Source organism: Streptomyces ardesiacus (genome assembly GCF_003112575.1).
In the GTDB taxonomy this organism is placed as follows: domain Bacteria; phylum Actinomycetota; class Actinomycetes; order Streptomycetales; family Streptomycetaceae; genus Streptomyces; species Streptomyces ardesiacus.
Map to the genome: position 1 here is coordinate 514,289 of NZ_BEWC01000005.1, position 16,649 is coordinate 530,937.

Annotated in this window: 15 protein-coding genes; 8 read left to right on the forward strand and 7 right to left on the reverse strand. The window is 70.0% G+C overall.

The window, feature by feature from the left end:
• Positions 1 to 6 precede the first annotated feature (6 nt).
• Genes Sdi02f_RS18925 through Sdi02f_RS18935 form a run of 3 tightly spaced genes read right to left on the reverse strand, consistent with a single transcriptional unit; the run spans position 7 to position 2,059 of the window.
• Complete coding sequence (locus Sdi02f_RS18925; RefSeq protein WP_031084695.1) at positions 7 to 1,185, reverse strand: cystathionine gamma-lyase; 1,179 nt, start codon at positions 1,183 to 1,185, stop codon at positions 7 to 9.
• Positions 1,182 to 1,676 carry a low molecular weight protein-tyrosine-phosphatase gene (locus Sdi02f_RS18930; protein WP_030403099.1) on the reverse strand — a complete coding sequence of 165 codons (495 nt, stop codon included), beginning with the start codon at positions 1,674 to 1,676 and terminating at the stop codon, positions 1,182 to 1,184. The genes Sdi02f_RS18925 and Sdi02f_RS18930 overlap by 4 nt, the downstream gene beginning before the upstream one ends.
• Positions 1,677 to 1,681: 5 nt before the next feature.
• Positions 1,682 to 2,059, reverse strand: coding sequence for a phage holin family protein (locus tag Sdi02f_RS18935; protein ID WP_030403100.1), 378 nt, complete (start codon positions 2,057 to 2,059; stop codon positions 1,682 to 1,684).
• Positions 2,060 to 2,119: 60 nt separating this feature from the next.
• Between Sdi02f_RS18935 and Sdi02f_RS18940 the strand changes: the two genes are divergently transcribed.
• From Sdi02f_RS18940 to Sdi02f_RS18955, 4 genes are all read left to right on the forward strand, one after another.
• The gene (locus Sdi02f_RS18940) at positions 2,120 to 2,437 is read left to right on the forward strand and encodes a cupin domain-containing protein (RefSeq protein WP_003975009.1); all 318 of its coding nucleotides are present in this window, start codon (positions 2,120 to 2,122) and stop codon (positions 2,435 to 2,437) included.
• Positions 2,438 to 2,578: 141 nt separating this feature from the next.
• Positions 2,579 to 2,791 carry a DUF5326 family protein gene (locus Sdi02f_RS18945; RefSeq protein WP_030403101.1) on the forward strand — a complete coding sequence of 71 codons (213 nt, stop codon included), beginning with the start codon at positions 2,579 to 2,581 and terminating at the stop codon, positions 2,789 to 2,791.
• A 327-nt stretch (positions 2,792 to 3,118) separates the two neighbouring features.
• Positions 3,119 to 3,832 (forward strand): IclR family transcriptional regulator, encoded by a 714-nt coding sequence (locus Sdi02f_RS18950; RefSeq protein ID WP_234319821.1) that lies wholly within the window; start codon positions 3,119 to 3,121, stop codon positions 3,830 to 3,832.
• 100 nt (positions 3,833 to 3,932) lie between these two features.
• On the forward strand, positions 3,933 to 4,370 hold the full coding sequence (locus Sdi02f_RS18955; RefSeq protein WP_030403103.1) for an SsgA family sporulation/cell division regulator: 438 nt from the start codon (positions 3,933 to 3,935) through the stop codon (positions 4,368 to 4,370).
• A 52-nt stretch (positions 4,371 to 4,422) separates the two neighbouring features.
• Here the strand turns inward: Sdi02f_RS18955 and Sdi02f_RS18960 are convergent, their stop codons facing one another.
• A complete protein-coding gene (locus Sdi02f_RS18960; RefSeq protein ID WP_031084697.1) occupies positions 4,423 to 5,901 on the reverse strand; it encodes a YibE/F family protein in 1,479 nt (492 codons plus the stop codon).
• Between the two features lie 253 nt (positions 5,902 to 6,154).
• On the opposite strand from Sdi02f_RS18960, the gene thiC reads away from it, so the two are divergent.
• On the forward strand, positions 6,155 to 7,978 hold the full coding sequence (gene thiC, locus Sdi02f_RS18965) for a phosphomethylpyrimidine synthase ThiC (RefSeq protein ID WP_031084698.1): 1,824 nt from the start codon (positions 6,155 to 6,157) through the stop codon (positions 7,976 to 7,978).
• A 79-nt stretch (positions 7,979 to 8,057) separates the two neighbouring features.
• Positions 8,058 to 9,572, forward strand: a complete 1,515-nt coding sequence (locus Sdi02f_RS18970) for a VWA domain-containing protein (RefSeq protein WP_108933700.1) — start codon at positions 8,058 to 8,060, stop codon at positions 9,570 to 9,572.
• 24 nt (positions 9,573 to 9,596) lie between these two features.
• Here the strand turns inward: Sdi02f_RS18970 and Sdi02f_RS18975 are convergent, their stop codons facing one another.
• The 3 genes from Sdi02f_RS18975 to Sdi02f_RS18990 form a co-directional block, all read right to left on the reverse strand.
• On the reverse strand, positions 9,597 to 10,469 hold the full coding sequence (locus Sdi02f_RS18975; RefSeq protein WP_108933701.1) for a hypothetical protein: 873 nt from the start codon (positions 10,467 to 10,469) through the stop codon (positions 9,597 to 9,599).
• Positions 10,470 to 10,650: 181 nt separating this feature from the next.
• The gene (gene sppA / locus Sdi02f_RS18980) at positions 10,651 to 11,754 is read right to left on the reverse strand and encodes a Ser/Thr/Tyr protein phosphatase SppA (RefSeq protein ID WP_107049702.1); all 1,104 of its coding nucleotides are present in this window, start codon (positions 11,752 to 11,754) and stop codon (positions 10,651 to 10,653) included.
• Between the two features lie 459 nt (positions 11,755 to 12,213).
• Positions 12,214 to 13,326, reverse strand: a complete 1,113-nt coding sequence (locus Sdi02f_RS18990; protein WP_063788239.1) for a LacI family DNA-binding transcriptional regulator — start codon at positions 13,324 to 13,326, stop codon at positions 12,214 to 12,216.
• 422 nt (positions 13,327 to 13,748) lie between these two features.
• On the opposite strand from Sdi02f_RS18990, the gene hisC reads away from it, so the two are divergent.
• Together hisC and Sdi02f_RS19000 are read left to right on the forward strand one after the other, a co-directional pair.
• Positions 13,749 to 14,828 carry a histidinol-phosphate transaminase gene (hisC, locus tag Sdi02f_RS18995; RefSeq protein WP_030403110.1) on the forward strand — a complete coding sequence of 360 codons (1,080 nt, stop codon included), beginning with the start codon at positions 13,749 to 13,751 and terminating at the stop codon, positions 14,826 to 14,828.
• A gap of 308 nt (positions 14,829 to 15,136) precedes the next feature.
• A complete protein-coding gene (locus Sdi02f_RS19000) occupies positions 15,137 to 16,642 on the forward strand; it encodes a cytochrome ubiquinol oxidase subunit I (RefSeq protein ID WP_030403111.1) in 1,506 nt (501 codons plus the stop codon).
• Positions 16,643 to 16,649 lie beyond the last annotated feature (7 nt).

Here is a 16,649-nt window from a genome sequence, read left to right on the forward strand (position 1 = left end):
GCGGCGTCAGCCCGCCGTTTCGTCCAGGGCGCGCAGCAGGTCCGCCACCAGGTCGTCGGGGTCCTCCGCGCCGACCGAGAGCCGGATGAAGCCCTCCGGCACCGCGTCGCCGCCCCAGCGCCCGCGACGCTCCGCGGTGGAGCGCACCCCGCCGAAGCTCGTGGCGCCCTCGACCAGGTGCAGGGCGTCGAGGAAACGATCGGCACGCGCGCGTGAGGGCAGCGTGAAGGAGACGACGGAGCCGTAGCGCCGCATCTGCTGCGAGGCGATCTTGTGGGACGGGTCCTCGGGCAGCCCGGGATAGCGCAGACCGGTGACCTCGGGCCGCCCCCGGAGCGCCTCGGCCACCTTGAGCGCGGTGGCGTCCTGCCGGTCCACCCGGAGCTGCAGGGTGGCGATCGAGCGGTGTGCGAGCCAGGCCTCCATGGGCCCGGGGATCGCCCCGACGATCTTGCGCCAGCGCCGTACGGCGGTCATCGCCTCGGCGTCGCGGCCGGCCACGTAGCCCAGGAGGACGTCACCGTGACCGGTGAGCTGCTTGGTGCCGCTCGCCACCGAGAAGTCCGCGCCGAGCTCCAGCGGACGCTGTCCGAGCGGTGTGGCGAGGGTGTTGTCGACGGCGACCAGGGCGCCGCGCGCGTGGGCCGCCTCGGCCAGCCGCTGTACGTCGCACACGTCGAGCCCCGGGTTCGACGGCGTCTCGATCCACAGCAGCTTCGCCCCGTCCAGGACGTCGAGCTGGGCGTCACGGCCGGTCGGTGCGGTGCGCACCTCGATGCCGTACGCCTCCAACTGCGCGCGGACCAGCGGCAGCGCCTGGTAGCCGTCGTCGGGGAGGACGGCGGTGTCCCCGGCGCGGAGCTGCGAGAAGAGCACGGAGGAGATCGCTGCCATGCCCGAGGCGAAGACCAGTGTCTCCACGTCGGTCCGTCCGGGTGCCTCCAGCTCGCCGATGGCGCGCTCGAGGTGGGTCCAGGTGGGGTTCTCGTCGCGGCCGTAGGTGTACGGACCGGTCGGGTCGCCCGGCAGGTGGAAGTGGGCGGCGAACACCGGGCCGGGCAGGGTCGGCTCGTGCTTGACGGGTTCGGGCAGCCCGGCCCGCACCGCGCGCGTGCCCTCGCCGGGGCCGGAAGCGGGTCCGCCGGTGGCCGCACCGTCGCCGTCGTTCGTAGCGGAGTCGCTCATGCGGCCCGTCCTTCCACTTGTTCGCGTACCGCGGCGAGCAGTCCGGTGCTCGCCGCCTCCACCATCTCAAGGCAGTCCTCGAAGCCGTCCTGGCCCCCGTAGTAGGGATCAGGGACGTCCAGGTCGCCGCCGTCGGCGGCGGGGTCGTACGACCGCAGCAGGCGCACCTTGGCCGCGTCCCGCTCCGTGGGGGCGAGGCGCCGCAGGGTCCTCAGATGCCCGGCGTCGAGGGCGACGACCAGGTCGAGACGGGAGAACCAGGACTGCTGGAACTGCCGGGCCGTGTGGTCCAGGCCGTAGCCGTGCTCCGCCAGGACGGCGACGGTGCGCGGGTCGGCGCCCTCGCCCTCGTGCCAGCCGTCGGTACCGGCGCTGTCGGCCTCGACCAGGTCGTCGAGCCCGGCGTCCGCCACGCGCGCGTGGAAGACGGCCTCGGCCATCGGGGAGCGGCAGATGTTGCCCGTACACACGAAACAGACGCGGTAGGTCATCGGGCTCAGTCCCCGTCGGGCAGGAACGCGTTGAGGGCCCAGGAGACGATCGAGATGATCAGACCGCCCAGGACGGCGGTCCAGAACCCGTCGACGTGGAAACTCAGGTCGAGCTTGTCGGCCACCCACGACGTGAGCAACAGCATCAGCGCGTTCACCACCAGCGTGAACAGGCCGAGGGTCAGGATGAACAGCGGGAAGGTCAGCACCTGCACGATCGGCTTCACGACCATGTTGACCAGGCCGAACACCAGGGCGACCACGATCAGGGTGGCGGCCTTCTCCCCGGTGCTTCCCCCGGTCAGGGTGATCTTGTCGAGCAGCCACACGGCAACCGCGAGGGCTCCCGCGTTGGCGATCGTCTTGACTAGGAAATTCTTCATGTGTCTGATCGTGGCAGACACGATCGGAAACGACCGGTGAGGCAGGGGACGGACGAGGCGATGAAGGCATTCCGGCTGGACGAACTGGAGGCGGAGCGCGCCGCCAACGACGGTGCCTACCTGCAGTTCCTGCGCGAGCGGAACATGTCGGTCGGCCTGTACGCCCTCGACGCGGGGACGACCGACCCGCAGAAACCGCACGCCCAGGACGAGGTGTACTTCGTGGTGAGCGGGCGGGCCGCGATCACCGTGGGCATGGAGACCACGCAGGTCGCTCGCGGCAGCGTGGTCTACGTGCCGGCCGGCGTCGCCCACAAGTTCCACCACATCAGCGAGGACCTGCGCGTCCTGGTGGTGTTCTCTCCACCGGAGAGCTGAGGCCGGTCCCCGGGTTCCCTAGGGGATCGGTCAGGGGGAGACAAGGGATGCGGGGCCCCTGCCGAGGCGTCCGCGGCTCTAGCATCGAGTGCAGGACATCAGAGGATTCCCCAGGACTCCCGAAAGGTAAGGGCAAGGGCGATGCGAGAGATCTTCACGGGACTGCCGTGGTGGGTGAAGTGGATCGCGGTGCCGGTCATCGCCCTGGTCGTGTTCGGCGGGCTGATCGCCACCGTGGTCGGGTTCGTGATCGGACTGCTGTTCAAGCTGCTGATCTTCGTCGCGCTCGTCGGCGGACTGATCTACGTCGTACGCAAGTTCATGTCGAGCTCCTCGTCGCGCAGCGACTGGTGAGAGGCGCGGGACACCGGTGGCGGTAACAGGAACCACCGGTTCCCTCGGGCGGGGGAAGTTTCCCGGACGGGCCGTCGGTGAGCGGTGACCGGCGGTTAGAGTCCGGAACTCCACGCGGGGGCGACCTCGCGAACGGCGTACACCCCCACCCGTGTTCTCCGCACGGGCTGCCTCCTCGCGTTCCGGGAGTGACCCTTGGCCACGGCTGACACCGCATTCGGTCTGCACGCCCTGCCCGTGCAGCCCTGCTCGACGCCTCGGACACCCCCCGCGCCCGCCTCCGCCGATCCGCCCTCCGCGACCCTGATCGGTTCCGTGCAGCGGGCGATGCGCCTGCTCGAGTGCGTCGCCGCGCACGAGTACGGCGCCCCCGCCAAGCAGCTGGCCCGCGAGACGGGACTGGCGCTGCCCACGGCGTACCACCTGCTGCGCACGCTGGTGCACGAGGGTTACCTGCGCCGCGACAAGGGACTGTTCTTCCTCGGCGAGGCCGCCGAGCGGCTGAGCAGCAGCGGGGCCGAGCAGAAACGTCGCAGCACGGTGGTCGACACCATGGCGCGCTGGCGCGACGCGATCGGTGTCCCCGTGTACTACGCCATGTACCGGGAGGGTGAGATCGAGGTCATGTGCGTCTCCGACACCCCGGGCAACCCGGCGGTCGAGGAGTGGGCGGACTTCCGGGAGACGGGGCACGCCCACGCCATCGGGCAGTGCCTGCTGTCCCAGCTGGACGAGGACGCCCGCCGCGACCACCTGCACCGCTACCCGGTGCGGCCGATCACGCCGTACACGGTGCGTGACGGGCACAGCCTGCTGAAACGGCTGGAACGCATGCGCCGGATGACGCCGGTGACCGAGTGCCAGGAGTACGCGCTGGGGACGCTCTGCGCGGCGATTCCGATCACCGTCGGCACCACGGCCGCGACGATGGCCATCTCCCTCCCCCTCCACCAGGCGGACCGGTTGCTGCCCGCGGCCCAGCGTCTGCAGCACGAGGTGGGGCGGCGTCTGGGTTCGCTCGCCCTCTCTATCAGTATCTGAAAACTCACTCCTTGTGATCTGGTGTGTACGTTGAGCAAGATGCCACCAGTGTTAGAGGTTTGATTCCCGGACAGTCGACGGCGAATGACGGGGTAGGCGAATGGGCGAGTCCGTACAGGCAGAGGTCATGATGAGCTTTCTCGTGTCCGAGGAGCTCTCGTTCCGCATCCCGGTGGAGCTGCGGTACGAGACACGTGATCCCTATGCCGTACGACTGACCTTCCATCTGCCCGGAGACGCGCCGGTGACCTGGGCGTTCGGCCGGGAGCTGCTGGTCGACGGGGTGGGCCGGCCGTGCGGCGAAGGCGACGTGCGCATCGCACCGGTCGATCCGGAGCCGTTGGCCGAAGTGCTGATCCGCCTTCAGGTCGGCAGCGACCAGGCTCTGTTCCGCTCCTCGGCCGCCCCCCTCGTGGCCTTCCTCGACCGCACCGACAAGCTCGTCCCCCTCGGCCAGGAGGGCGCGCTGGCCGACTTCGACAGCCATCTCGACGAGGCACTGGACCGCATCCTGGCGGAGGAGCAGAGCGCGGGCTGAACCGTTCCGGCACGCACACGCCCGGCGAGGGCGGGACGCCTCGCCGGGCAGGTCAGCGCTTGCGGCGGCGGCCCCGCCCTCCCCGCGCGGGCGCTCCCGCGCCGGCTGCCGTCTCCGGGGCCCGCGCCGGCCGGTCCGCCGACACGACGAGGGCCGCGAGGGCGGTGGTGACCGGCACGGAGGCCACCAGCCCGATCGAGCCGACCAGCGTACGCACGATCTCCTCCGCGACCAGCTCGCTGTTGGCGACCGTCCCCACCCCGCTCTGCGCGATCGAGAACAGCAGCAGCAGGGGCAGCGCGGCGCCCGCGTAGGCGAGGACGAGCGTGTTCACGACCGAGGCGATGTGGTCGCGGCCGATGCGGATGCCGGCGCGGTACAGGCCGCGCCAGCCCATCGCCGGGTTGGCCTCGTGGAGCTCCCAGACCGCCGAGGTCTGGGTGACCGTCACGTCGTCGAGGACACCGAGCGAACCGATGATGACCCCGGCGAGCAGCAGCCCGCTCATGTCGATGGACGGGTACAGGCCGTGGATGAGGCCGGTGTTGTCGTCCGTGTTGCCGGTGAGTGCGGCCCAGCCGATGAACAGCGACCCGAGCACGCCGATCAGCAGCAGCGAGATCAGGGTGCCCAGCACGGCCACGGAGGTTCTGGCCGACAGCCCGTGACACAGGTACAGGGCGATCAGCATGATGGCGCTGGACCCGATCACCGCGACGACCAGCGGGTTCGACCCTTGCAGGATCGCGGGCAGGATGAAGAAGTTCAGCAGCAGGAAGCTGACAGCCAGCGAGACCAGCGCCATGAGGCCGCGCAGTCGTCCGACGACCACGACGGCGAGGGCGAAGATGCCGGCGAGCAGGGCCAGGGGGAATTGGCGGTTGATGTCGGTCACCGAGTACTGCAGGTCCTTGGGCGCGGAGGGCTCGTAGGCGACCACCACCTTCTGTCCCTCGCGCAACTGCCGTGACTGGTCCGGCTGCACGATCTCGTCGAACGTACGACCCTTGTCGTCCCCCGTGTCGACGCGGACGGTGGCCCGCTTGCACTCGCCCTCGGCCTGCTGCACCGCGGAGGATCCCTCGGCGGTGGAGGTGTCGCCGGTCGGGGTGCCGGCCGAGGGGTTGGCCGACTGGCAGCTCAACGCGACCACCTTGGTGACCGTGGCCTCCTGTGTCTGCCGGTCGAAGCCGACACCCGTGCGCTCGTGGGCCGGCGCACCGCCCGGCCACAGAACCGCGAGCCCGACCACCACGGCCGCGGCGAAGGGGATCAGGACCGCGGCGATGACCTTCCGCAGGTGCCGGGAGACGGGAGCCGCGGGCCCATGACTGTGCCCGTGCCCGTGCCCGCCGCCCGTGCCCTGGCCGGCACGCTCCGCGGTGTGCCCGTGGTCAGCCTCCGGTCTGCCGTCGCGCGTGCCGTGAGGGACGACGGGGACAGGACCGGTCGAACGGCCGTCGTCCTCTTCGGCGCTCGGTCCGCGGCCGGGCCGGTGCGGCGGGAAGGGGGGATGCTGCGGTGTGGTCACCGCCCGATCATCGCAAGAACGAGGGGGGCCCTCTGGTCACCGCGCCCGAATGGGCGCTAGCGTGGTGGCACCTTTGTACACGCGGGAGCTCGGAGCACCGGGCTGAGAGGGCGCTGACCTCCGTTCCAGCGATGTTTCACGGGAAACGTCTCCGAAGACGAGTGACGTATCCCACGAAGCGCCGTGAGACGGAAGCCGCTGCGTCGACCGCCGAACCTGTTACCGGGTAATGCCGGCGTAGGGAGTAGGTCTCATGACCATCAAGGACGCACGCACGCCTGCCTCCGCACAGGGCTCCGCGCAGAATCCCGCCTCGGCGGATGCCGCGGGGGCCGGTGAAGCCACGGAGGCCGGGAAGTCCATCGGCTGGCACAAGGCGTACATCGAGGGCTCACGTCCCGATCTGCGGGTGCCGGTCCGTCAGGTGCACCTCACCAACGGGCAGTCGGTCACGCTGTACGACACCTCGGGCCCGTACACCGATCCACTCGTCGACACCGATGTCCGCAGGGGGCTGGCGCCGCTGCGGGAGAACTGGATCATCGCCCGCGGGGACACCGAGGAGTACGCGGGCCGTCCCGTCCGTCCCGAGGACGACGGGATCAAGCACACCTCGCCGCGCGGCGGCCTGCGGAACCTCGACGCCGTCTTCCCCGGGCGCCCGCGTCAGCCGCGACGGGGCCGCGACGGCACCGCGGTGACGCAGCTCGCGTACGCGCGGCGCGGCGAGATCACCCCGGAGATGGAGTACGTGGCCGTCCGGGAGAACGTCTCGCCGGAGGTGGTCCGCGAGGAGATCGCGGCAGGACGGGCCGTGCTGCCCGCCAACGTCAACCACCCCGAGATCGAACCGATGATCATCGGCAAGCGGTTCCTGGTGAAGGTCAACGCCAATATCGGCAACTCGGCGGTGACGTCCTCCATCGAGGAGGAGGTCGACAAGATGACCTGGGCGACCCGGTGGGGCGCCGACACGGTCATGGACCTGTCCACCGGCCGCAACATCCACACCACGCGCGAGTGGGTCCTGCGCAACTCCCCCGTCCCGATCGGCACCGTGCCGCTCTACCAGGCACTGGAGAAGGTCGACGGCCGGGCCGAGGAACTGTCCTGGGAGATCTACAAGGACACCGTGATCGAGCAGGCCGAGCAGGGCGTGGACTACATGACGGTCCACGCGGGCGTGCGCCTGCCGTACGTACCGCTGACCGCGAACCGCAAGACCGGCATCGTCTCGCGCGGCGGCTCCATCATGGCGGCGTGGTGCCTGGCGCACCACAAGGAGTCGTTCCTGTACGAGAACTTCGAGGAACTCTGCGAGATCCTCGCCGCCTACGACGTCACGTACTCCCTCGGCGACGGCCTGCGTCCCGGATCGATCGCGGACGCCAACGACGAGGCGCAGTTCGCCGAGTTGCGCACCCTCGGGGAACTCAACCGGATCGCCAAGCGTTGCAACGTACAGACCATGATCGAAGGCCCGGGACATGTCCCGATGCACAAGATCAAGGAGAACATCGACCTTCAGCAGGAGATCTGCGATGAAGCTCCGTTCTATACGCTCGGCCCGCTGACGACGGACGTCGCGCCGGCGTACGACCACATCACCTCCGGCATCGGTGCCGCGATGATCGCCTGGTGGGGCACGGCCATGCTCTGCTACGTCACGCCCAAGGAACACCTGGGCCTGCCCAACCGTGACGACGTCAAGACCGGCGTCATCACCTACAAGATCGCCGCCCACGCCGCCGACCTCGCCAAGGGTCACCCAGGTGCGCAGGAGTGGGACGACGCGCTGTCGGACGCACGGTTCGAGTTCCGGTGGGAGGACCAGTTCAACCTGGCCCTCGACCCGGACACCGCGCGGGAGTTCCACGACGAGACACTGCCGGCCGAGCCCGCCAAGACGGCCCACTTCTGCTCCATGTGCGGGCCCAAGTTCTGCTCCATGAAGATCTCGCAGGACATTCGCCGGGAGCACGGGAGCAGCAGGGGCGAGATCGAGGAGGGCATGGCGCAGAAGTCGAAGGAGTTCGCAGCGGCGGGCAACCGCGTCTATCTGCCGATCGCGGACTGAGCGCAGCGGCGCGGGGAGGGGACAGGCCGCGGGGCCGGCCCTCTCCCCGGCCGGGGTTCCCGCTCGGCAGACTGGAGGCATGACAGCCACCTCACTGAGCAAGGGTGCCAACGTCGCGGTCGACTCCGCCGCGGTGCGGGTCGAACTGGTGTGGGCCGACGGACCGGGCGTCCCGGAGGTCGATGCCTCGGCGCTGCTGCTCACCTCCTCCGGACGGGTGCGGGACGACGGCGACTTCGTCTTCTACAACCAGCCCCGTCACTCCTCCGGCGCGGTGCGGCACCTGGGCAAGCAGGGCGGTCCCGGGCCGGAGGCGGGCGTCACGAGCGATGCCGTCGAGGTGAATCTGCGTGCGGTGGAGGCTCCCGTGGAGCGCATCGTCCTGTGCGCCTCGGCCGACGGAGGGACGTTCGGCCGGGTGCCGGGGCTGTCGTTGCGGATGCTGGACACCGGGACCGGCACCGAGGTGGCGCGATTCGACATCACGGCCGGGCCGGAGACGGCGCTCGTGGGCGGCGAGTTGTACCGGCGCCAGGGCCTGTGGAGGTTCCGCGCCGTCGGGCAGGGGTACGCCGCCGGACTCGCGGGACTGGCCACGGACTTCGGCATCACCGTGGACGACGCTCCCCCGGCGACGGCTACCGGACCGGCCCCGGCTCCCGCGGCCCCGGACCTCGCACCGGCCCCGGCCCTCGCACCCGCCCCCGCCCCGGCGGCGGCACCGGTCCCACCGGCTGCCCCCGTGCCTGCGGCCCCCGTACCACCGCCGGTTCCCCCGGTGCCGCCCGTAGCGCCACCCGTACCGTCGAGTGCGCCGCCGGCCGCCGGCCCCCGTCTCACCAAGGGCGAGGAACACCTGCCCGTGGACATGCGCAAGCGGCTGTCCCTGCGCAAGGAGCAGGTCGCGGTGAGCCTGAGCAAGCACGGGGCGGCCGACGTCACCGCGCGGGTCGTCCTCGTGCTGGACGCTTCCGGATCCATGTCCTTCCTCTACTCCAAGGGCCTCGTCGCGGACGTCGTGGAGCGGATGGCCGCCGTGGCCGCGCAGTTGGACGACGACGGGGAGATGCAGGCGTGGACCTTCGCCTCGAACCCGGCGCGCCTGCCCGACCTGCGCCTGGGCGAGCTGCCCGAGTGGCTGCGGCTGCACGTACGCGTGGGGGAGATCAGCCTGTTCCGGCGGGGCAGGAGGAAGGGTCTGCACCCCGAGCAGGTCGACATGCGGGCGGTCGGCATCCAGAACGAGGAGCAGAAGGTGATCGCCGAGGTCCTGGCCTTCGTCCGGGACCACCCGGCACCGGTTCCGACCCTGGTGCTGTTCTTCTCCGACGGCGGTGTCTACCGCAACGCCGAGATCGAGCGGGAGCTGCGGGAAGCCGTGGAGGAACCCGTCTTCTGGCAGTTCGTCGGGCTGGGGCGCGCCGACTACGGGGTGCTGGAGCGTTTCGACACCCTGCCGGGCCGACGGGTCGACAACGTCGGCTTCTTCGCGGTCGACGACATCGCGACCGTGCCGGACCCGGAGCTGTACGACCGTCTGCTGTCCGAGTTCCCGTCCTGGGTCACTGCCGCCGGCCGGGCGGGCATCCTCTGAGTCGCTGCCCGCCCGCGCCGGTGGCTATTCGGGCCGGTGTTCCGGGCCCCCGAAGTCCGGGCTGCTGTAGTTCGGGCTGGAGTAGCTCGGACGCGAGCCCGCGTCGGATCCGCCGTCGGGGCTGGTGAACCCGGGGCGGCCGTAGCCGAGGTGCGGCATGCGGCTGCCGTTCGGGGACGGTCCGGTGCGGGGCAGCGCCGCCGCCGTGCCCGGGTCGCTGAGCGCCTCCCGCAGGAAGGGCAGGATGCCCCGCTCCAGCAGGGCCTCGTGCCAGGCGGCCCTGGCCCGGGCCACCTCCTCGTCCCGGGCGTCGTAGAAGCCGGACTCGGCGCTGGGGCGGTTGCGCAGCGCGGTGAGCAGCAGGCCCACGGCGGCGACGAGGATCGCCACCGCGGTGAAGCCGCCGAACACCCATCCCGTGGTGAGCATGGTCCGGGCGAAGGTCTGCTCCGGGTCGAGCATCTTCAGGATGTAGCCGACCAGCAGGAAGATCGCCGCGGCGGTGCCGGCCAGAACCGGTGCCAGGACGGCGACGACGGCGACGGCCCCCGCACCGGTCGCCTCGGCCATCCCGCCCATCGTCGCGGCGAGTCCTCCCGCGCCCGTGCCCTGCTCCTGGGAGCCGGATCCGCTCGTGGTGGACGACGGGTGGGAGGGCGCGGGCCGGCGCGTCTCCTCGCGGACCTTCACGTAGTGCTGGTACTCGCTCGTGGCCGCCGACGTGATGAGGGCGGTGGCGTTGAGTGCCATGGTGCGCAGTTGTTCGGAGCTGAGCCGCTGACCGGCAGCGGCGAGTTCCGGTCGGTGTGGTGCGGAGCGCAGCGCCTCGTCGAGGACCCGCTCGTACTCTTGGCGGTCCTCGTTCGACAGGTACTGCGGAACGCTGTTCATGTGCATCCCCCGATGCTCCGTAGGGCTTGGGGCTCGCATGCCAACGAGCCGTCGGGCAGAAACGGAGGGGAGCCTGCTACGGATAAGCCGATGGTAGAGCGGTGACGGTGGAGGGTGACAGGGGGTTTCCAGAAATTGGGTGCCGTCGGTGCGGACGACCGCGCCGGAAAAACCCTCCGGTGAAGGGTCAGGATTCCAGGGGGAGTTGCTGGACCAGCAGCTTTCCGGCCATGGTCACGCCGCCGTCCATCGCGATGGCCAGGCCGTCCGCGTAGACGTGCGGTCCCTCGACCACGGTACGGGTGTCGTCCTCGCCGTCCTCGGAGCCGACTTCGCCGAGCAGGTAGGGAATGGGGCTGTGGCCGTGAACGATCCGGGTGCCGCCGTAGGTGTCCAGCAGTGAGCGCACGGCGTCGGCGCCGCCCTCGTCGCGGAAGGAGAAACGCTTGGTGAACTTGCGGAACAGGTCCCACACCTCCTCCGCGTCGTTGCGCGTGAGCGTCTCGCGGACGGTGTCGTTGACCTCTTCGATGGAGCGGCCGTAGTCGAGGTACGTGGTGGCGTCCGAGTGGACCAGGAGGTGGCCGTCGACCTCCTCCATGGCGTCGAGGCGGGCCATCCACTGCAGGTGGTGGTCCTGGAGGCGGTCCATGTCGGTCTTCTGGCCGCCGTTCAGCAGCCAGGCGGCCTGGAAGGTGGCGGTGCCCGCGCCGGAGTTGACGGGGGTGTCGCCGAACCGCTTGGCACCGAGCAGCAGCAGTTCGTGGTTGCCCATCAGCGCCTTGCAGTAGCCGCCGGCCGCGGCGGCCTCCGCGGACAGCCGCATCACGAGGTCGATGACGCCGATGCCGTCCGGGCCGCGGTCGGTGAAGTCGCCGAGGAACCACAGCCGCGAGGTCCCCGCGCACCACTGGCCGGCGTCGTCGACGAGGCCCTTCTCCCGCAGGGCGGCCAGCAGCTCGTCGAGGTAGCCGTGGACGTCGCCGACGACGAAGAGGGGTCCCTGGCCGGTGGCCTGCTGCTGCACCGCTACCGGCTCGGGGTCGACCGTGACCTGGACCGTGTCACCCCGACGGATGACGGGCAGATCGCGCTGAGTGGGCGTGTAGCCCTCGGGCAGGGCCTCCTCGGCCTCCTCGGAGGGTGGCGCCGACTCGCCCGTGTGCATGCCGGGGGCAGCGTACGGAGCGGCACCGTGGACGTACGCGGGTACCCGGAAGTCGCGCACCGTCGCCGTCCGCTCCACCTCGGGTCCCTGACCGGCCCCCTGAGTCATCGACCCCTCCACCATCGCGCCGCATCTGCACCGCTTCGGACTGCCTGGTCGCAGCGGCCCGCGGTGTGTGGGCCCATCATAGGAATGCGGATCGCGCTGTGTGATGACCCAGGGGTGGTGAATCAGGACAGGACTGCGGTTCGCCGCGGCATTCGCCCCGATTGGGCCTGGCTTCGTCCGGACGTGACCGTGGCCCGCCGGTGTGCCGGAGGTGCCGGGTGTGGCGTGCGCCGCCCTGTTTCGCCGTCGCCCCGCGTTGTCCTTCTGCACCGTTCTTTCCCGTGTCCCGGCCGGAACGCGCCACCGCGCGGTGTGCTGTTCCGCCGCGCGGCGCGTCGCTGCGGTGTGCGCCGGGCGGGTCGCGCGTACGGCGGCCGGTTCGCGCGTACGCCCGCCCGGGCGCCGGCGGGTCCCGGCCGGGCGTGGGACCGGGACCCGGGTCCGCTCCGCACCGGGTCCCGCGCCCTTGCCGCCCTAGTCGCCCTCCGGCGACCGCGGCGGGCTGACCGTCGTGCGCGGTGGCCGTCGCTGCGACGAGGTGCGCACGATCAGCTCGGTCGGTATCACCTGCTCGACCGGCTGGTCGGAGTTCAGCCCCTCGATCGCGTCGATGAGGACTTGGATCACGGCGGTGCCGATGCGCCGGGGTTTGAGCGACAGGGTGGTGATGGGCGGCTCGGTGCTGGCGTACACGGTGGACTCGCTGCAGCAGACCAGCAGCAGGTCCTCGGGGACCCGCAGACCGTAGCGGCGGGCGGCGGCGAGCAGGTCGGTGCCGTTCGGGTCGAACAGGCCGTAGACGGCGTCGGGCCGGTCGGGGCGGGCCAGCAGCCGGTCGGCGGCGACCGCGCCGGCGCACGGATCGTGCGCGGGGTAGGCCTCGTAGACCGGGTCCTGGCCGACGCGCTCGCACCAGCGCAGGTAGGCGGTGGTCGACAAGTGTGTGTACGTGTCGGTCGTGGTGCCGGTGAGCAGGCCGATCCTGCGGGCTCCGGCGTCGGCGAGGTGGTCGAGGATGCCGAGGACGGCCGCCTCGTGGTCGTTGTCGACCCAGGCGGTCACCGGCAGCGAGCCGACGGGCCGGCCGTCGGACACGACGGGTAAGCCCTGGCGCACCAGCTCGCTGACGACCGGATCGTGGTCCGAGGGGTCGATGACGACCGTGCCGTCGAGCGCGACGTTGGACCACACGTCGTGACGGGACGTCGCCGGGAGGATGACGAGGGCGTAGCCGCGGGCGAGCGCGGCGGACGTGGCGGCCCGTGCCATCTCGGCGAAGTACGCGAACTCGGTGAAGGTGAAAGGTTCATCCCCGTACGTCGTCACGGTCAGGCCGATCAGTCCGGACTTGCCGGTGCGGAGCGTGCGGGCGGCGGCCGAGGGCCGGTAGCCCAGTCGGTCCGCGACCTCGCGCACATGGCGCCGGGTGGCATCCGGGAGTCGGCCCTTGCCGTTGAGGGCGTCGGAGACGGTAGTGATGGATACTCCGGCGGCGGCGGCCACGTCCCTGATACCCGCCCGACCCGGCCGGCTGCCTCGACGTGAGGTTTCCGCGCGGCTCACCTGGTGCTTCCCTGCTGCTGTCATGGCGAGCCGATAGTAGGGCTCATGGGGTGGGGTAGGGCGGACGCATATGCACGCGTTGACAGTCACGTTTCTGCATGATCATTAGAGGTTAACGCCCTTGGAAAGCAAGCCAGTTGAACCCCTCCATCCCATTACCTGACGTGCTGACCAGTGAGGGCCTGTGGGGTGGCGGATGTTGCGAAGAGGTCTCAACTCACCTGCACGAGGGATGCGCGCCACGGCGCGAGCCACCGGCGCGTAGATATATGTGCGGCGCGCCCCCCGAATCGTGCGCCTTCGTGTACTGGTGTCCCTGATGCCACTGTGACGGACGAGGCATCGTCGCACCCCCGCCGGGTCCGGTCACACCTATACGCAGCGAAGGCGAATCCTCATAAGGTGAGAAGTATTCGATGCCGGTGGTGGTCATGAGGAGGACTGCGGTGAGCGAGAAGAGCCCCAAGCTGCGCGCCGAGCTGGAGGGGATTCCCACCTACAAGCCGGGCAAGCCCGCCGCGGCCGGCGGTCCGGTGGCCTACAAGCTGTCCTCCAACGAGAACCCCTACCCGCCGCTGCCGGGGGTGATGGAGACGGTGACCGCCGCCGCCTCCTCCTTCAACCGGTACCCGGACATGGCCTGCACGTCGCTGATGGCCGAGCTGTCGGACCGCTTCGGCGTGCCCCTCTCCCACCTGGCCACCGGTACCGGCTCGGTCGGTGTGGCCCAGCAGTTGATCCAGGCGACCTCGGGCCCCGGCGACGAGGTGATCTACGCCTGGCGCTCCTTCGAGGCGTACCCGATCATCACGCAGATCAGCGGCGCGAGGTCCGTACAGGTCCCGCTGACGCCGGGCGAGGTGCACGACCTGGACGCGATGGCGGACGCGATCACCGACCGGACCCGGCTGATCTTCGTCTGCAACCCCAACAACCCGACGGGCACGGTGGTGCGGCGGGCAGAGCTGGAGCGGTTCCTGGACCGGGTGCCGAGCGACGTGCTGGTGGTCCTGGACGAGGCCTACCGCGAGTTCATCCGCGACGCCGAGGTGCCGGACGGCGTGGAGTTCTACCGTGACCGTCCCAACGTCTGCGTCCTGCGGACCTTCTCCAAGGCCTACGGCCTGGCCGGTCTGCGGGTCGGGTTCGCGATCGCCCACGAGCCGGTGGCTGCCGCGCTGCGCAAGACGGCGGTGCCCTTCGGAGTCAGCCAGATCGCGCAGGAGGCGGCGATCGCCTCACTGCGCGCCGAGGACGAGCTGATCGGCCGGGTCGGCTCGCTGGTGTGCGAGCGCACGCGTGTGGTCGACGCGCTGCGCGCGCAGGGCTGGACGGTGCCGGAGACCCACGCCAACTTCGTCTGGCTGCGCCTGGGGGAGCGCACGCTCGCCTTCGCCGAAGCCTGCGAGCAGGCCGGCGTGGTCGTGCGGCCCTTCGCGGGTGAGGGCGTGCGCGTGACGGTCGGCGAGAGCGAGGCGAACGACATCTTCCTGAAGGCGTCGGAGGAGTTCCGCAAGCAGCTCTAGCCTCCACGGGCGCGCGCACGACGACTCGCGGGACGGCGCCTGCCGTCCCGCGAGTCGTCGTTTCGGCATGCCGTGAACGGTCGTGGACCGCCTGCCGCGGCTTCGGATTCAACAGTTTGTGGAGATCCCGGCGAAGGGGTTGACGTCACAGGGGACCCCCCTTTCGGTGTCGAAAAGCAGTAGGTCATAATTGCTTGTGAATGTGAACGCGTTCACAAGCGTGTCCCGATTGCGCCTGTGTTGGGTGTGACAAACGCGCTCAAACCGCCGCTGACCACGGTGGTGTGCGCTGTGAGGAGAGTGAAGACGTGGACATGGCTCTGGCGCCGGAGACGCTGGCGCGATGGCAGTTCGGCATCACGACCGTCTACCACTTCCTGTTCGTCCCGCTGACGATCTCACTGGCCGCCCTCACGGCCGGACTGCAGACCGCCTGGGTCCGTACGGAGAAGGAGAAGTACCTCAGGGCGACCAAGTTCTGGGGCAAGCTCTTCCTGATCAACATCGCGATGGGTGTCGTCACCGGCATCGTGCAGGAGTTCCAGTTCGGCATGAACTGGTCCGACTACTCCCGTTTCGTCGGCGACGTCTTCGGTGCCCCGCTCGCCTTCGAGGCGCTGATCGCCTTCTTCTTCGAGTCCACCTTCATCGGCCTGTGGATCTTCGGCTGGGACAAGCTGCCCAAGAAGATCCACCTGGCCTGCATATGGATGGTCTCGATCGGCACCCTGCTGTCCGCGTACTTCATCCTCGCGGCGAACTCCTGGATGCAGCACCCCGTCGGCTACCGGATCAACGAGGAGAAGGGCCGCGCCGAACTCACCGACTTCTGGCAGGTCCTCACCCAGAACACCACCCTCAACCAGGTCTTCCACAGCTTCTCGGCGGCCTTTCTCACCGGCGGCGCCTTCATGGTCGGCATCGCCGCCTTCCACCTGATGCGCAAGAAGCACATCCCGGTGATGCGGACCTCCCTCCGGCTCGGCCTGGTGACCCTGGCGGTCGGCGGCCTGCTCACCGCGGTCAGCGGCGACACCCTCGGCAAGGTCATGTACGAGCAGCAGCCGATGAAGATGGCCGCCGCCGAGGCCCTGTGGGACGGCGAGGAGCCGGCACCGTTCTCGGTGTTCGCCTATGGGGACGTCGACAAGGGGCACAACGAGGTGGCCCTGGAGATCCCCGGACTGCTCTCCTTCCTCGCGCACAGCGACTTCGAGTCCTACGTCCCCGGCATCAACGACACCAACAAGGCCCTCCAGGAGCAGTTCGGGCCCGGTGACTACAAGCCCATCGTCCCCGTCGCCTACTGGGGCTTCCGCTGGATGATCGGCTTCGGCATGGCGTCCTTCTCGCTCGGCCTGCTGGGCCTGTGGCTGACACGGAAGCGGTTCCTGCTGCCACCGGCCCTGCGCACCGGGGAGGACGAGGTCCCGCATCTGGTGCTGCTCAAGAAGCCGCTCGGGTCGAGGCTCTCCCGCATGTACTGGCTGCTGGCGCTGTGGACGATGGCGTTCCCCCTGATCGCCAACTCCTGGGGCTGGATCTTCACGGAGATGGGCCGGCAGCCGTGGGTCGTCTACGGCGTGATGCAGACCCGCGACGCGGTCTCCCCCGGTGTCTCCACCGCCGAGGTCATCACCTCCATGTCCGTCTTCACCCTGCTGTACGCCGTCCTGGCCGTCATCGAGGTCAAGCTCCTGGTCAAGTACGTGAAGGCGGGGCCGCCGGAGCTGACCGAGGACGACCTCAACCCGCCCACGAAGATCGGCGGCGACCTCCGTGACGCCGACAAGCCGATGGCCTTCTCGTACTAGGCCGAGG

Excerpts from the sequence above, each read along its gene's own strand:
- Sdi02f_RS18990 (WP_063788239.1), bottom strand. The coding sequence starts at position 13,326 with ATGACAGCAGCAGGGAAGCACCAGGTGAGCCGCGCGGAAACCTCACGT.
- Sdi02f_RS18950 (WP_234319821.1), top strand. The coding sequence starts at position 3,119 with ATGCGCCTGCTCGAGTGCGTCGCCGCGCACGAGTACGGCGCCCCCGCC.
- Sdi02f_RS18925 (WP_031084695.1), bottom strand. The coding sequence starts at position 1,185 with ATGAGCGACTCCGCTACGAACGACGGCGACGGTGCGGCCACCGGCGGA.
- Sdi02f_RS18935 (WP_030403100.1), bottom strand. The coding sequence starts at position 2,059 with ATGAAGAATTTCCTAGTCAAGACGATCGCCAACGCGGGAGCCCTCGCG.
- Sdi02f_RS18955 (WP_030403103.1), top strand. The coding sequence starts at position 3,933 with ATGGGCGAGTCCGTACAGGCAGAGGTCATGATGAGCTTTCTCGTGTCC.
- Sdi02f_RS18930 (WP_030403099.1), bottom strand. The coding sequence starts at position 1,676 with ATGACCTACCGCGTCTGTTTCGTGTGTACGGGCAACATCTGCCGCTCC.
- sppA (WP_107049702.1), bottom strand. The coding sequence starts at position 11,754 with ATGGTGGAGGGGTCGATGACTCAGGGGGCCGGTCAGGGACCCGAGGTG.
- thiC (WP_031084698.1), top strand. The coding sequence starts at position 6,155 with ATGACCATCAAGGACGCACGCACGCCTGCCTCCGCACAGGGCTCCGCG.
- Sdi02f_RS18940 (WP_003975009.1), top strand. The coding sequence starts at position 2,120 with ATGAAGGCATTCCGGCTGGACGAACTGGAGGCGGAGCGCGCCGCCAAC.
- Sdi02f_RS18970 (WP_108933700.1), top strand. The coding sequence starts at position 8,058 with ATGACAGCCACCTCACTGAGCAAGGGTGCCAACGTCGCGGTCGACTCC.
- Sdi02f_RS18975 (WP_108933701.1), bottom strand. The coding sequence starts at position 10,469 with ATGCACATGAACAGCGTTCCGCAGTACCTGTCGAACGAGGACCGCCAA.
- Sdi02f_RS18945 (WP_030403101.1), top strand. The coding sequence starts at position 2,579 with ATGCGAGAGATCTTCACGGGACTGCCGTGGTGGGTGAAGTGGATCGCG.